The organism is Streptomyces sp. KM273126 (assembly GCF_004337435.2).
In the GTDB taxonomy this organism is placed as follows: Bacteria; Actinomycetota; Actinomycetes; order Streptomycetales; family Streptomycetaceae; genus Streptomyces; species Streptomyces acidicola.
Genome location: NZ_SJXB02000001.1, coordinates 3,383,760 through 3,397,320, shown reverse-complemented (window position 1 = coordinate 3,397,320; position 13,561 = coordinate 3,383,760). Strand labels below are relative to the sequence as shown.

General features: G+C 67.8%; 14 protein-coding genes and 1 pseudogene. 11 read left to right on the top strand and 4 right to left on the bottom strand.

All coding sequences use genetic code 11. The annotated features are described in order from the left end of the window. Positions 1 to 16 precede the first annotated feature (16 nt). On the bottom strand, positions 17 to 1,240 hold the full coding sequence (locus E0500_RS14690; protein WP_131563234.1) for an RNA-guided endonuclease TnpB family protein: 1,224 nt from the start codon (positions 1,238 to 1,240) through the stop codon (positions 17 to 19). A gap of 25 nt (positions 1,241 to 1,265) precedes the next feature. On the opposite strand from E0500_RS14690, the gene tnpA reads away from it, so the two are divergent. Continuing rightward, positions 1,266 to 1,682 carry an IS200/IS605 family transposase gene (gene tnpA, locus E0500_RS14685; protein WP_131563233.1) on the top strand — a complete coding sequence of 139 codons (417 nt, stop codon included), beginning with the start codon at positions 1,266 to 1,268 and terminating at the stop codon, positions 1,680 to 1,682. A 379-nt stretch (positions 1,683 to 2,061) separates the two neighbouring features. Continuing rightward, entirely contained in the window at positions 2,062 to 3,879 is a 1,818-nt protein-coding gene (locus tag E0500_RS14680) for a glycoside hydrolase family 15 protein (protein WP_131563244.1), read from the top strand. A 137-nt stretch (positions 3,880 to 4,016) separates the two neighbouring features. Here the strand turns inward: E0500_RS14680 and E0500_RS14675 are convergent, their stop codons facing one another. Then, a complete protein-coding gene (locus tag E0500_RS14675) occupies positions 4,017 to 4,856 on the bottom strand; it encodes an SDR family oxidoreductase (RefSeq protein WP_309505060.1) in 840 nt (279 codons plus the stop codon). Between the two features lie 652 nt (positions 4,857 to 5,508). On the opposite strand from E0500_RS14675, the gene E0500_RS14670 reads away from it, so the two are divergent. Genes E0500_RS14670 through E0500_RS14660 form a run of 3 tightly spaced genes read left to right on the top strand, consistent with a single transcriptional unit; the run spans position 5,509 to position 8,372 of the window. Then, on the top strand, positions 5,509 to 5,736 hold the full coding sequence (locus E0500_RS14670) for a ferredoxin (RefSeq protein WP_131563232.1): 228 nt from the start codon (positions 5,509 to 5,511) through the stop codon (positions 5,734 to 5,736). Next, positions 5,733 to 7,124 carry an NAD(P)/FAD-dependent oxidoreductase gene (locus E0500_RS14665; protein WP_131563231.1) on the top strand — a complete coding sequence of 464 codons (1,392 nt, stop codon included), beginning with the start codon at positions 5,733 to 5,735 and terminating at the stop codon, positions 7,122 to 7,124. The genes E0500_RS14670 and E0500_RS14665 overlap by 4 nt, the downstream gene beginning before the upstream one ends. Positions 7,125 to 7,151: 27 nt before the next feature. Beyond that, positions 7,152 to 8,372: a cytochrome P450 gene (locus E0500_RS14660; protein WP_131563230.1), complete on the top strand. Its 1,221-nt coding sequence runs from the start codon at positions 7,152 to 7,154 to the stop codon at positions 8,370 to 8,372. A 19-nt stretch (positions 8,373 to 8,391) separates the two neighbouring features. Here the strand turns inward: E0500_RS14660 and E0500_RS14655 are convergent, their stop codons facing one another. After that, complete coding sequence (locus E0500_RS14655) at positions 8,392 to 8,934, bottom strand: GAP family protein (RefSeq protein ID WP_131563229.1); 543 nt, start codon at positions 8,932 to 8,934, stop codon at positions 8,392 to 8,394. Between E0500_RS14655 and E0500_RS14650 the strand changes: the two genes are divergently transcribed. The 5 genes from E0500_RS14650 to E0500_RS14630 all read left to right on the top strand — a co-directional run bounded on the left by E0500_RS14650 (position 8,933) and on the right by E0500_RS14630 (position 12,528). Further along, positions 8,933 to 9,385 carry an SRPBCC domain-containing protein gene (locus E0500_RS14650; protein WP_131563228.1) on the top strand — a complete coding sequence of 151 codons (453 nt, stop codon included), beginning with the start codon at positions 8,933 to 8,935 and terminating at the stop codon, positions 9,383 to 9,385. The genes E0500_RS14655 and E0500_RS14650 overlap by 2 nt on opposite strands. Positions 9,386 to 9,670: 285 nt before the next feature. After that, positions 9,671 to 10,870, top strand: a complete 1,200-nt coding sequence (locus tag E0500_RS14645) for an alginate lyase family protein (RefSeq protein ID WP_131563227.1) — start codon at positions 9,671 to 9,673, stop codon at positions 10,868 to 10,870. Between the two features lie 213 nt (positions 10,871 to 11,083). After that, on the top strand, positions 11,084 to 11,704 hold the full coding sequence (msrA, locus tag E0500_RS14640) for a peptide-methionine (S)-S-oxide reductase MsrA (RefSeq protein ID WP_220140512.1): 621 nt from the start codon (positions 11,084 to 11,086) through the stop codon (positions 11,702 to 11,704). A 102-nt stretch (positions 11,705 to 11,806) separates the two neighbouring features. Next, the gene (locus E0500_RS14635; RefSeq protein ID WP_131563225.1) at positions 11,807 to 12,304 is read left to right on the top strand and encodes a DUF2975 domain-containing protein; all 498 of its coding nucleotides are present in this window, start codon (positions 11,807 to 11,809) and stop codon (positions 12,302 to 12,304) included. Then, on the top strand, positions 12,304 to 12,528 hold the full coding sequence (locus E0500_RS14630; RefSeq protein WP_131563224.1) for a helix-turn-helix transcriptional regulator: 225 nt from the start codon (positions 12,304 to 12,306) through the stop codon (positions 12,526 to 12,528). The genes E0500_RS14635 and E0500_RS14630 overlap by 1 nt, the downstream gene beginning before the upstream one ends. Positions 12,529 to 12,683: 155 nt before the next feature. Here the strand turns inward: E0500_RS14630 and E0500_RS14625 are convergent, their stop codons facing one another. After that, on the bottom strand, positions 12,684 to 13,067 hold the full coding sequence (locus E0500_RS14625) for a VOC family protein (RefSeq protein WP_131563223.1): 384 nt from the start codon (positions 13,065 to 13,067) through the stop codon (positions 12,684 to 12,686). A gap of 205 nt (positions 13,068 to 13,272) precedes the next feature. Here E0500_RS14625 and E0500_RS14620 point away from each other — a divergent pair. Continuing rightward, positions 13,273 to 13,503: pseudogene (locus E0500_RS14620) on the top strand (IS30 family transposase); the annotation flags it as partial. Between the last annotated feature and the right edge of the window lie 58 nt (positions 13,504 to 13,561).

The following is a 13,561-nucleotide window of genomic DNA, read 5'->3' as shown; positions in this document are numbered from 1 at the left end:
ACTTGTTGCTGTGCTGCTACGCGGCACGGGGTTCGGTCGGGAATCCGTGGCTTCCTGTTTCTTCGCGCTGTGCCGGGATTGCTCCTGGTCTTACCGGCGCTCCGCAGGCCGATACCGCCAGTCCGGCGGCCGTCTTCACGTTGATCGCGGCATTGGTGTCCCGGTCGTGGACGGTGCCGCAGGCGGTACAGGTCCATTCCCGGACGTTCAGGGGTTTGGGTCCGTCCTTGACGCCGCAGGTGGAGCAGGTCTGGGACGTCGGCGTGAACCGGCCGATCTTGACCAGGGTGCGGCCGTACCGTTCCGCTTTGTACTCCAGCATGCTGATGAACGATGACCATCCGGCATCGTGTACGGACTTGGCCAGCCTCGTGCGGGCAAGTCCCACCACCGATAGGTCCTCCACGGCGATCCCTTGGTTCTCGGAGATCAGCTTCGTGGAGAGCTGGTGGTGGAACTCACGGCGCGCGTCAGCGACTTTGGCGTGGGCGCGGGTGACCTTGAGGCGGGCCTTGGCCCGGTTCTTTGATCCCTTCTGCTTGCGGGACAGCTCCTTTTGGCCCTTCTTCAGTTTCTTCTCCGCGCGCCGCAAAAAGCGCGGAGAGTCAATCTTCGTGCCGTCGGAGAGGACCGCGAAGTGGGTGAGGCCGAGATCGATGCCGATGGTGCGGTCGGTCAGAGGCATCCAGGTCGCGTCGACGGCGGGGTCGGTGTCGATGACAAAGGAGGCGAAGTACCGCCCGGCCGCGTCCTTGATGACGGTGACGGAGGTGGGGGTGGCGGGCAGGGAGCGGGACCATTTCACCTTCACCGCGCCGATCTTCGGCAGGTTCAGACGGCCACTGTCGGTGATGTTCCAGCGGGCGTTGGCGGTGAACCGGATCGACTGCCGCGTGTCCTTACGGGATTTGAACCGTGGTGCTCCCACCTTCGGTCCCTTGCGGGTGCCCTTGAGGGAGGCGAAGAAGTTGCGGTACGCCTTCTCGGCGTCCCGCAGGGACTGCTGGAGCACCACCGCGGAGACCTCACCCAGCCAGGACCGCTCGACTGTCCGCTTCGCCTCGGTGATCAGCTCCCGGGACAGCTGACCGGCCGTCGGGAACGGCTGCTCGGCCTTGCGGGCCTCTTCACGGGCGCGGACCGCGTCGTTGAACACGACACGGGCGCACCCGAACGCCTTCGCCAACGCAGTCTGCTGACCGGTGTCCGGGTACAGGCGGAAGCCGTACCTGAGCTGCATGACCGTCACCCTACGTACTTGGGTTATGGGTGAGATGCAGGAGATCAGAACTGGTCGTCACTGTGCTTTCGTGATGCATGTGCACTTGGTCTTCGTGACCAAGTACCGGCACAAGGTGTTCACCGATGCCCACTTGAGGCGGACGGAGGAGATCATGCGGTCGGTGTGTACGGACTTCGAGTGCGACCTGGTGGAATTCAACGGCGAGGACAACCACGTCCACCTGCTGGTGAACTTCCCGCCCAAGGTCGCCGTGACCAAACTGGTCAACTCCCTCAAGGGCGTCTCGTCCCGCCGCCTCCGTCAGGAGTTCCCCGACCAGGTGCGCCACTACTGGCGGGCCAACAAGCTCTGGTCCGGGTCCTACTTCGCCGGAACCGTCGGCGGCGCCCCGCTCTCCGTGGTCAGGCAGTACATCGAACAGCAGAACCGGCCGGTGTGAGCACCGCCCGGCTCCGCCGGGAGAAGACCTCACGACGCTCCGCGGCGCAGGCGAAGAACCGCGGTGTCCGGCCCGCCGGACCTGAGTCTGCGACGCTCCGCGTCGCCACTGCCAGATTCGCTTCACCACCGGCCTGAGGGCCGATGCACTGCGAATGAATTCCAGTAGCGGCCGGCCCCTTACTGGGGCGGGCCTGGCGAGCGGCCAACTGATGCCACTCGTGGGTATCGGCGTCCTCGCCTCCTGACAGCGGTCCTCGCACGCCCTCCGCTCTCGTTCCGCGTCCCGTGGCACCCCCGTCGCACAAGGCGGACAGTGGGAGTAGGGGCATCAACAGTGGGAGCAAGGGCCTCAGGGGCATCAGGGAGGCGAGATGATCGTGGAACGCTACCCGCCCATCGCCGACCATGGCCTCGTCGGTGACCTGCAGACCGCGGCTCTGGTCTCGTCCCAGGGAGTCGTCGACTGGTTCGCGGCTCCCCGGTTCGACTCGCCCAGTGTCTTCGCTGCCCTGCTCGACCACGACCGGGGCGGCTACTTCCTGTTGGCGCCGGAGGACCGGAACACCATCTGCAAGCAGCTCTACTACCCCGACACCGCGGTTTTGGTGACGCGGTTCATGTCGCCGGACGGGGTCGGCGAGATTTTCGACTGCATGTCACCGGACCGCACCGGCACCCCCACGGACAGGCATGTGCTGCTGCGCGGCGCGCGAGCCGTGCGCGGCACGGTGCACTTCACTTTGGAGTGCCGTCCGCGGTTCGACTACGGCCGGGCCACCCACCAACTCGACGTGCGGGACGGTACCGCCACGTTCCGGGCACCGAACGTCACCGCCTACCTGCAGAGCACCTTCCCCCTGCAGCCGGACGGCACGGACATGCGGGGTGAGGTGACCTTGAGGCCGGGTGAGCTGGCCGCGGCGGTGTTCACGGTCGACGGGCCCGATGGCGACACCCCTCCGCCGGTCAACCCGGGCCATACGATGGAGCAGTTCTGGGACGTGGTGGACTTCTGGCAGCACTGGGTGCGCTCCTCCCGGTACCGCGGCCGGTGGCCGTATGTGGTGCACCGCTCGGCCATCACGCTCAAGCTGCTCACTTACGCACCCACGGGTGCCCCCGTCGCCGCCGCCACCATGGGCCTGCCCGAGCAGGTGGGCGGTGAACGCAACTGGGACTACCGCTACACCTGGGTCCGCGACGGCTCCCTGTCCGTGCGCGCCCTGCTCGATCTGGGGTTCGCCGAGGAGGCGGCGCAGTTCACGCACTGGCTGGGTGACCGTCTCCAGGCCCGGGAGCGCATCGACGGCGAACCGCTGCAGATCATGTACCGCGTCGACGGGGACCCCGAGCTGCCGGAGGAGGTTCTCCCTCACTTCGAGGGCTATCGCGGTTCGTATCCGGTGAGAGCGGGGAACGCGGCGGCCGATCAGCTGCAGCTGGACATCTACGGGGAGGCGCTCTATGCCCTGTCGGAGGGGCGTGAGATCGCCATGGGAAGCAGCTACCACGGCTGGAAGAACCTCGCCCGGACGCTTGACTGGCTCGCCGATTCCTGGGACCGCCCCGACGAGGGCATCTGGGAGACCCGTGGCGGGCGCCAGGACTTCACCTTCAGCCGGATCATGGCGTGGGTGGCCCTGGACCGGGGGCTGCGCCTGGCGCGCGAGTACAGCCGTCCCGCCGACGCCCCTCGTTGGACCGCGGCTCGCGACGCGATCCTCGAACAGGTGATGCAGCGGGGCTGGAACGAGAAGGAGCAGGCCCTCGTCCAGCACTACGGAGGTGATGTCCTCGACGCTTCACTGCTGCTCGTCCCGCGCCTCGGGTTCCTGGCACCCAGGACGGTGAGCTGGCTGTCGACCCTGGACGCGATGGAGCGCACGCTGGTGTCGGACAGCCTCGTCTACCGCTACGACCCCGCGGCCTCCCCGGACGGTCTGCAGGGCTCCGAGGGCACCTTCAGTCTCTGCACCTTCCTCTACGTGGATGCTCTCGCCCGTGCCGGCCGGATCCGGCCGGCACGCTATGCCTTCGAGAAGATGCAGACCTATGCGAACCACGTCGGCCTGTTCGCTGAGGAGATCGGCCCCACCGGCGAGCAGTTGGGCAACTTCCCGCAGGCCTTCACACACCTGTCGCTGATCATGGCCGCCACCACCCTGGACGACGCCCTCGACCAGCAGCGCGGCTGAGAACCACGGCGGAGAACCACGGCTGAACGACGCTGAACGACGGCTGAGCGCGACTGCTGGGCACGACGGCTGAGCCCGACTGCCGAGAACTCCCGACGCAATGGGACGAAGCGTGCCGCCCGAGGTCGCGCAGCGGTTCAGCCACCTGTGGCGAAGCCGGGGAAGAGGGTCATGCCGCCGTCCACGTAGAGAGTGGCGCCCACCACGTAGTCCATGAGGTCCGAGGCGAGCCCGACGGCCGCGCGGGCGATGTCCTCGGGATCACCGACCCGTCCGTACGGAATCAGCTGCAACAGGTCCTTCTCCGCCGTGGGAGTGTCCCACGCGCTGCGGTTGATGGGCGTCCTGATGGCTCCGGGAGCGATTGCGTTGACCCTGATCCGGTGGGGCGCGAGCTCCTGGGCGAGCGTCTCCATCATCATCTGCACGCCGCCCTTGGAGGCCGCGTAGTTGACGTGGCCGGCCCAAGGGATGAGCTGGTGCACCGAGCTCATGCAGATGATCTTCCCGGCCGCACGCGACACCTCGGGGACGACCCCCCGCCTCAGGAACTCCTTCGCCGCCTCGCGCGCGCACAGGAACTGGCCGGTGAGGTTGACGTCCAGCACCTTCTGCCACTGGGCCATCGTCATCTCCGTGAGCGGAGCGTCACGCTGCAGCCCGGCGTTGGCCACGAGGATGTCGATGGTCCCGAACTCCTGAGTCATCCGCTCGATCATCGCGACGACCTGGTTCTCCTGCGACACATCGGCCTCGTACGCCGCCGCACGCACTCCGAACCCGGAGATCTCCTCGACGACCTGCTCGGCCTGCTCGCGCCCGGCGACGTAGTTCACGACCACGTCGGCTCCGGCGCGCCCCAGGCCGATGGCCGTCGCCCTGCCGATGCCCGAGTTCCCGCCGGTGACGAGTGCCTTCTGGCCCTTCAGCAGCTGGGCGGGAATGACGCCCTGGGGGGCTTCCTGAGTCACGCTCACGCCGGTTCTCCTCCTCAACTGGCTGACGTCACGGCCCAATGTGGGTCGGGTCGGGTTCGGGTCGGGTCGGGTCGGCTCCTGTCGCCACCGAATCATCCGGAGGCCCGGTCCACACGCCGGGCGTGGGCCGATTGCGCCGATCGGTCGAAGACGGCCGAGCCGGGAGGGCAGGTGGCTCCCGCGCCCATCGGCAGGACGCGCCGCCCGTCGGCAGGACGCGCCCGCCCGTCGGCAGGACATCCCTCTCCCGCCGCGCGGCCGACTCCCCCCAGGGGTGCGGGCGACTCTTCCGGGGTGCGGGCGATATGTGCGCGGGATAGCCTGATTGAGAGGAAAGTCAGGATCTCCAGGCGGTTTTACAGACGCCGGTCGCCTCGTGCGTCTTATGCGTCTGCACGCCTTGTGCGTTTTGTGCATTGCGTGCCTTGCACGTCTTGCACGTCCTGTACGTCTTGTACGTGGTGATCAGTTCTTTCTGCGGAGACCCGCCGAGCGCGGTGCACCCCCTCGCAGTTCGCAGGCAGAGGTGGGCAACGGCCCATTCCCTCTCCGTCAGCCCGTCTCGCGCTTTGCGCGCCACAGTAGCGCCGGAGTAGCGCCGGAGTAGCGCCGGCTTCAGGGTCCGCAGCTCGCAGTACCTGCGGAGGTCGGGATGAGAATTGTCGTTGATCTTTCCCGATGTGAAGGGTATGCGCAGTGCGCCTTCCTGGCTCCGGACGCGTTCCGGATGCACGGCGAAGAAGCGCTGATGTACGACCCGAGCCCTGACGACGCCCGGCGCGACCAGGTGCTGCGCGCCGCGGCGGCCTGCCCGGTCCAGGCGATTCTGGTCGACCAGTTGGAGGGACGGGACGCACCGGTGGAGGCGTCGAGGTCATGACCAGCGCCGACAACCTGCGAGCGTTCAAGCGCGACGGCCGCATCGTGGTCGTCGGGGCGTCACTGGCGGGACTGAGGGCCGCGGAGGCTCTGCGCGCCGAGGGCTTCACCGGATCGTTGACCATGATCGGCGACGAGTTGGGCGAGCCCTACGACCGGCCCCCCTTGTCCAAGCAGGTACTGACCGGGTGGGTACCGGCCGGGGGCACCACGCTGCCGCGACGTCGTGACGTCGATGCGGAGTGGCTGCTGGGTGTGCCCGCCAGCGGGCTGGACCTGGCGACCAACCATGTCCGTCTCGCCGACGGACGCGAGGTCCCCTTCGACCGAGTGCTGATCTCCACCGGGGTACGGGCCCGGCCTTGGTTCGTGGAGAGCGAGGCAGCCCTGGACGGCGTGTTCGTCGTCCGTACGCGAGAGCACGCCGAGAGCCTGCGGCAAGCCCTCGCCGCCGGGCCCTCCCGTGTGCTGGTCATCGGTGCGGGATTCACCGGCTCCGAGATCGCCTCCGTCTGCCGTGAGCGGGACATCCCCGTGACCGTCGCCGAACGCGCGCCGGCCCCGCTGGTCGGAGCGCTCGGCGCCATGATCGGCGAGGTCGCGGCGGACATGCAGCGCGCTCACGGTGTCGACCTGCGTTGCGGTGTCAAGGTCACCCAACTGGAGGGCGACGCACAGGGGCGGCTCCGCCGCGCTCACTTCGACGACGGAAGCACGATCGACGCCGATGTGGCGGTGGTGGCGCTCGGAGGCATCCGCAACACCGAGTGGCTGCGGGATTCGGGCCTGGCGGCGGGCGTCTGGGGCATCGCCTGCGACACGGGCTGCCGCGCCCTCGACCTCAACGGCCTGGTCACCGACGACGTCTTCGTCGCCGGAGACGTGGCACGCTGCCCGAACCCGGTCTACGAGTACCGGCTCATCTCGCTGGAGCACTGGGTCAACGCCGTGGAGCAGGCCGAGGTCGCGGCGCACAACATGGTCAGTGGCCAGGCGGACCGCTGGCCGCACCTGTCCATCCCGCTGTTCTGGTCGATCCAGTTCGGCGTCAACATCAAGTCCGTCGGCGTGCCGACCTTCGCCGACGAGGTGGCTGTCACCCAGGGGTCGGTGTCCGACCACCGTTTCGTCGCCTCATACGGCTATCGGGGCCGCGTCACCGCGGCGGTGAGCTTCGACAACGCGAAGTGGCTGGACCACTACCGGCGGCTCATCGAGACGGCCGCACCTTTCCCGCCGCCCTGCCCCACGCCCGACCAGCCCGTCGACATGAAACCGGTACCCGTCGACTTCCCCGGCCCCACCCTGCTCGCCGAGGGCGCCACCGTGGTCGTCACCGGTCATGACCCGGGTGAGCGGCGCGTCACGTCCGCGCAGCAGCACCCGTAGGAGGGAAGGGAACAGGAGGAAAGCGAGATGACCACGATCCAGAGGCCCGACACGCTGCACCGGATTCTCGACTACTCCTCCCGCGCCGACCCGTACCCGCTGTACGCCGAGCTGCGCAGGACGCCGGTGGCTCGGCAGGAGGACGGCAGCTACGTCATCAGCACGTATCGCGAGCTCACGGACATACTGCACAACCCGCACCTGAGCTCCGACGTCCGCAATCTGGCGCATCCGATGCCCCTGTATGAGGAACGCACCACGCCGTCGTTCATCAACCTCGACCCGCCCGAGCACGACCGCCTGCGCCGTTTGGCGATGCGTCATTTCGGCCCCCCGCACACCCCGGGGCTGGTGACCGGCCTGGAACCCGCCCTGACCGCCACCGTCAGCAGTCTGGCCGACGGCTTCGCGGGCAAAGGGCAGATCGACATCGTCGACGACTTCGCCTACCCGTTCCCCGTCACTGTGATCTGCCACGTGCTCGGCGTGCCCCGCGAGGACGAACCGAGGTTCCACGTGTGGGTGGACGCCATCGTCAACTCGATCGACTACGACCCCAAGACCGACCCGAAGGAAAAACTCGACAACGGCGTGCAGGCCACCAAGGACCTCCACCAGTACCTCGGCGGGCTGCTGGAACAACGCCACGCCCGGCCTACCGACGACCTGTTGTCGCGGCTGGCCAACGACGACGGGCCGGACGGGCGAATGACCGACGACGAAATCGTCAGCACCGCCCACCTGCTCCTCATCGCCGGCCACGAGACCACCGTCAACCTCATCGCCAACGGCATGCTGACGCTGCTGCGCCACCCGCAGGTCCTGCAGCGACTGCGTGACGAACCGGGCCTGGTCGTACCGCTGGTAGAGGAACTGCTGCGTTACGAGCCGCCCGTGCACATCATTCCCTGGCGGGCGGCGTACAGCGACATCACCGTCGCCGACACCGTCATCCCCAAGGGCTCGCAGATCATGCTGATGCTGGCCTCGGGCAGCCGCGATCCGAACCGCTTCCACGATCCCGACCGCTTCGACCCCGATCGGCGTGACAACCAGCACCTGGGATTCGGCAGCGGCATCCATCTGTGCTTCGGCGGCCCGCTGGCCCGGCGGGAGACCCAGATCGCGCTGACCGAGCTGGTACGCCGCCTCGATCGGCCCAGGCTGGTCACCGATCCGCCTCCGTACCGGCGCAGCCCTGTCCTTCGCGGTCCGATCCACCTTCACGTCGAGCAGGGTGGCGGCTGACCCGAAAGCGCGCAGGTTCTCAGGTGGCGAGGATGCTGATGCCGTCGCCGAGGAGCTTGAGGCCGAGCACGAAGAAGAGGACGGCCAGGACGGCGTCGTTGTGCTGCGCGGCCCAGTCCCGCCAGTTGCCGAGGATGCTTTTGGCGCGTTCGCCCATGACCAGGTAGACGGCGAGTGGTGCGAGCACTCCGAGGGAGGCGATGACCACGAAGATCGCGAGTGTTCCGATCTGCTGTGGCACGGGGAGCCCGGCGGAGCTGATCGAGGCGCCCGCGGCGATGGTCAGGGGCGCGTTCTTGAGGTTGGCCGCCGAGAGCAGCAGCGCCAGGCCGAGGATCTTGACGGGAGTGAAGCGGTCGATCGCCGCCATCCACTTCGGAAGCTGTGCCTGGGAGGGGTCTCTGGGGCGGCGGCGCCACTGACGGGCACCGAAGAGGGCGCAGACCGATGAGTTTCCGCGTCGGCGGGCGTCTACCGGTGTGACAGTCCCGACCAGGCATAAGCCAGGCAAGCCAGGCAGAAGCCAGCACAAGCCAGGCACAAGAACGAGGAGACGAAGCATGAGCACCGAGCAGACCACCCCGGCCGACGGCTTCTCCTACAAGCTGACCCGGACGCTCGACGCCCCTGCGGTGAAGGTGTGGCGTGCGTGGACCACCCCCGAGCAGTATGCCCAGTGGGCTTACGCTGCTGCCGGCTCCGTCGAGATGGACGTACGGCCGGGCGGAGCGTGGAAGGCCACGATGGTCACGCCCGACGGCGGGCAATTCCCGCTGACCGGCTCGTATCTTGAGGTCGCCGAGAACCGCCGCCTGGTGGTCGGCATGGACGTACCCGGCAAGCCCGCGCCCGCGGCCATGACCGTGGAACTCGACGAGCAGGACGACCAGCACACGCAGATCGTGCTTCACCAGACCTGCGACACCGCCGAGGAACGCGACATGGCCGAGCAGGGCAGCACCATGCTCCTCGACAGCCTGAGCGCCTTCCTGGCCGGTGGGGCGAGGAACTGAGCCCTGTTCAGAAACATCAACCGGCCATGGATCAAAAGGGGTCGCGAACAGGGCTTGGCTTGGATCGCCAAGCCTCGTTCACGGCCTTCTCGTCGCGAGGTCTGCGTTGGGCAGGGGTTGGCACCGCGTACCGCGACCGGTCAGCGGTGGATCACCTCGCGGGCTACATGGCTGCGAGGACTCAGCACGCGCGCATGCATTGACATGTTCACGGTACATCCTTATGGTCCGGACCAATCCTTCCATATTCGGAACTGCGTTCCCATTCGTGAATGAGGTCATCGGATGGCACGAACCAGAACCGCACTGCTCACTGTTCTAGCTCTACTGGCCGGCCTGTTGAGTCTTCAGTTCACCGGGCCGGCCCCACGGGCGGCGGCCGCGTCGGCCGCACCGGCCACCTTCACCCACCCCGGCGTGCTGGTGAGCCGGGCCCAACTCGACTTCTCCCGTTCGAAGGTGCAGGCCGGCCAACAGCCGTGGAAGGCCGCGTACGACGGCATGATGGCGAGTTCCTACGCCTCGTTGTCGCGTACGGCCAAGCCACGGGCCGTGGTGGAGTGCGGGTCGGGGTCCAACCCCAACTACGGCTGCACCGACGAGCGTCAGGACGCCATAGCGGCCTACACCACCGCGCTCGCCTGGTACTTCACCCGGGACAGCAGGTACGCCAAGAAGTCGATCGAGATCATGGACGCCTGGTCCGCGACCATCACTGATCACACGAACAGCAACGCCCCACTGCAGTCCGGCTGGTCCGGGGCGACCTGGCCGCGCGCCGCCGAGATCATCAAGTACACCTACGACGGAGACTGGTCCAACGGCGGCCGCTTCGCGACCATGCTTCGCACCGTGTACCTCCCCGAGGTGATCAACGGCGCGGCGACCAAGAACGGCAACTGGGAACTCGTCATGACCGAGGCGGCGATCGGCATCTCGGTCTTCATCGAGGACCGCACCAGCTACGACAAGGCAGTCAGCACCTTCCTCGCCCGCGTCCCCGCGTACGTCTACCTGACCAGTGACGGCGACCTGCCCAAGCCGCCCGCGGGCAGCAGCATCGACACCAGCGCCGAGATCATCAAGTACTGGCAGGGCCAGAGCACCTTCACCGACGGCCTCGCCCAGGAGACCTGCCGCGACTTCGGGCACACCGGCTGGGGCATCGCCTCCATCGCGGACATCGCGGAGACCAGCCGCATCCAGGGCCAGGACCTCTATCCGAGGATCCAGGACCGGCTGCGCCACGCACTGGGCTTCCACACCTCCTACGAGAACGGCACCGCCGTGCCGTCCTGGCTGTGCGGCGGCTCGATCAGCCCGGGCCTCGCCCGGGTCACCGAGGTCGGCTTCAACGCGCTCCACAACCGCCTCGGCATCGCCATGTCCAACACCCAGAAGTACACCGAGGCACACCGGCCCTCCGGCACGGACAACTACTTCAACGCCTGGACGACCCTCACGCACGCGGACAACCCGAACTGACGACCTCCGACCACCGCTCCCGTTGCGGCTACGGCGCCTCGCATCCCGGGCGCCGTAGCCGTTTCCGCCCGCCGTGCCGCGAAGTCGGCCGATCACTGCCCTGTGCCGGGCCGCGTCGGCCCCGGAGAATGGGAAGCGGACGTTTCGCTTGGGTGCGTCGGTACCGGAAGTCGAGGGGGAGCCGTGCTGTTCGGTCGGAGTCGTGAGCTGCGCATGCCCACACCCGAGGAGGCGCCCCCGGGGCGCCCCTCGCTCGCGTACGAGGTGCCCGAGCGGCATGCCGTGCTCGGGACGGCGTTGCGGGGGCCGTACCCCGAGGGCTCCGAGGTCGCGGACTTCGCGCTCGGGTGCTTCTGGGGTGCCGAGCGGAGGTACTGGCAGCTTCCGGGCGGGGTGTGGACGACGCTGGTCGGCTTCCAGGGCGGATACACGCCCCACCCCGTGGACGACGAGGTGCGTACGGGGCTGACGGGGCACGCGGAAACGGTGCGCGTCGTGTTCGATCCGGACAGGGTGTCGTACCGCGATCTGCTCACCCTCTTCTGGGAGTCCCACGACCCCACCCAGGGCTTCCGCCAGGGCAACGACGTCGGCACCCACGTCCGGTCGATCCTCTTCACCCGCTCCCCCGCCCAGCGCGCCGCGGCCGAGGAGACCCTCGCGGCCTACCAACGGGCCCTGTCGGCCGCCGGATACGGCGAGATCACCACGGAGATCCTTCCGGCCGAGGAGTACCCCTTCTATCCGGCGAGCGCGCTCCACCAGCAGTACCTGGCCAGGAATCCGTCCGGGTACTGCGGGCTCGGCGGGACGGGGGTCACGCTGGTGCCGTGAACGCATGAGGTCGCCGGGCGTGCCGCGCCGTTTCACACCCTGACATCGATCAGTCGGGCGGGATCGATTGATTTTCGATCGAAAGCGATCGATAATCGATGCATGCACAGCTTCCTCATAGCCGCGCTCCGCGCCGGCATCGTCGCAGCGTTCGCATTCGGTCTCTTCGGTCAGATCGTGGTCATCCCCACGATGGCGGCCGACGAGGTCGACCGCTTCCCTCCCTACGCCCCGTTCGCCGCGCCCTACGTGACAGTGGCGATCATCGGCGTCGTCTGCATCCAGGTCGCCCTCGCCGCGGTGTGGATGCTGCTCACCATGGTCCAACGCGACGCGATCTTCACAACGAAGGCCTTCCGATGGGTCGACATCATCATCGGGGCATCGATCGTGGCGACGCTGATGGCGATCGGGGCCGCCGGGCATCTGGCTCTGGCCGAAATCCCCTCTCCCCAGGACGGCATGGACATCATCAGCGCGCTGATCGCGGCTGTCGCGAGCGTCGGTGTGGGGGTGGCGTTCGCGATGCTCGTTGTCGTCCTGCGCAGTCTCCTGCTCAAGGCGACGGAGCTGCAGACCGAGATCGCCGAGGTGGTCTGATGGCGATCATCGTCGAGCTCGACCTCCAGCTCGCCAAACGCGGCTTGTCGGTGGGCGAGTTCGCCGATGCCGTCGGCATCACCCCCGCCAACATCGCCGTACTGAAGAACGGTCGCGCCAAGGCGGTACGGTTCACGACCCTTGACGCGATCTGCCGCACACTCGGCTGCCAGCCCGGCGACGTACTGCGCTGGGTGCCGGACGATGACGCGGACGACGGCTAGAAGGTCTGGAACGTGTTGAGAACGAGCCCTTCGCGGAGTGCGGGCACGCGGAGGGCCGGGGATCGCCCGCCCGGAGGCGGAAGACGATCCCGCTCCCCCGCCCCTCCGCCCGGCGGGCGGAGGCCGGTGACCGGCAGGAGAGGGCGGACGAGCCGTCAGCCTCCGCTGCCGTACGGCCTGGTCAGGATCTCCAGCCTGTGGCCGTTCGGGTCGTCGAAGTAGGCGCCCCGGCCGCCGTCGTTCCTGTTGATCTCCATTGAGCGGCGGTGGTACGGGTCCGCCCAGTAGGTGAGGCCGGCCGCCTGCACGCGGGCGAAGATCTCGTCGAAGTCCGCCTCCGAGACGAGGAAGGCGTAGTGCTGGGGCGTGATGGGCCCGGACGTGTCCGCGTAGTCGAGGGTCACGCCGTTGGTGATCTCGACCGGGATGAACGGACCGAACTCCGGACTCACCTCCAGCCCCAGGATGTCGGCGAGGAACTGGGCCGACGCCTGCTTGTCATGGGCGGCGACGATCGTGTGGTTCAGCTCGACGGACATGGCGAAGACTCCTCGGCACGAGTGGGGTGCGCACGACATCGCGGCGCTGCCCGTACGACTTCAAGGACACTTCCCACGCTAGGCACCCGCTCCGGCGAGCACCATCCGTCCTCCGACCCCATCCGCTCCGTCTCACGAACGGGGACTCGGGTCCTAGGCGAGACTCGGGCAGGCCAAGGTAAGCCTTACCTTAGCGAGGGTTCACCTTGCCACCGACATCCCGGTCTACTTCTGCGACCCCGCCAGCCCCTGGCAGCGCGGCTCGAACGAGAACACGAACGGTCCGCTGCGGCAGTATTTCCCCAAAGGCACCGATCTCTCGGTCCATAGCCCCGAACACCTGGCCGCTGTCGCCGACCAGCTCAACCGCCGCCCACGCAAAACGCTCGGCTGGGAAACCCCAGCCGAGCGCCTGCATAAACTGCTCGCGGCCTGATCAACACGACCACGTGTCGCAGCGATCCCTAGAAACCGCCTCACCGGCCCCGGCCCTC

Bases quoted from the DNA above. Each gene is read 5' to 3' on its own strand.
- E0500_RS14690 (WP_131563234.1), bottom strand. From the start codon at position 1,240: ATGCAGCTCAGGTACGGCTTCCGCCTGTACCCGGACACCGGTCAGCAG.
- E0500_RS14670 (WP_131563232.1), top strand. From the start codon at position 5,509: ATGAGAATTGTCGTTGATCTTTCCCGATGTGAAGGGTATGCGCAGTGC.
- E0500_RS14660 (WP_131563230.1), top strand. From the start codon at position 7,152: ATGACCACGATCCAGAGGCCCGACACGCTGCACCGGATTCTCGACTAC.
- tnpA (WP_131563233.1), top strand. From the start codon at position 1,266: ATGGGTGAGATGCAGGAGATCAGAACTGGTCGTCACTGTGCTTTCGTG.
- E0500_RS14645 (WP_131563227.1), top strand. From the start codon at position 9,671: ATGGCACGAACCAGAACCGCACTGCTCACTGTTCTAGCTCTACTGGCC.
- E0500_RS14650 (WP_131563228.1), top strand. From the start codon at position 8,933: ATGAGCACCGAGCAGACCACCCCGGCCGACGGCTTCTCCTACAAGCTG.
- E0500_RS14625 (WP_131563223.1), bottom strand. From the start codon at position 13,067: ATGTCCGTCGAGCTGAACCACACGATCGTCGCCGCCCATGACAAGCAG.
- E0500_RS14635 (WP_131563225.1), top strand. From the start codon at position 11,807: ATGCACAGCTTCCTCATAGCCGCGCTCCGCGCCGGCATCGTCGCAGCG.
- E0500_RS14655 (WP_131563229.1), bottom strand. From the start codon at position 8,934: ATGCTTCGTCTCCTCGTTCTTGTGCCTGGCTTGTGCTGGCTTCTGCCT.
- E0500_RS14665 (WP_131563231.1), top strand. From the start codon at position 5,733: ATGACCAGCGCCGACAACCTGCGAGCGTTCAAGCGCGACGGCCGCATC.
- E0500_RS14630 (WP_131563224.1), top strand. From the start codon at position 12,304: ATGGCGATCATCGTCGAGCTCGACCTCCAGCTCGCCAAACGCGGCTTG.
- msrA (WP_220140512.1), top strand. From the start codon at position 11,084: ATGCCCACACCCGAGGAGGCGCCCCCGGGGCGCCCCTCGCTCGCGTAC.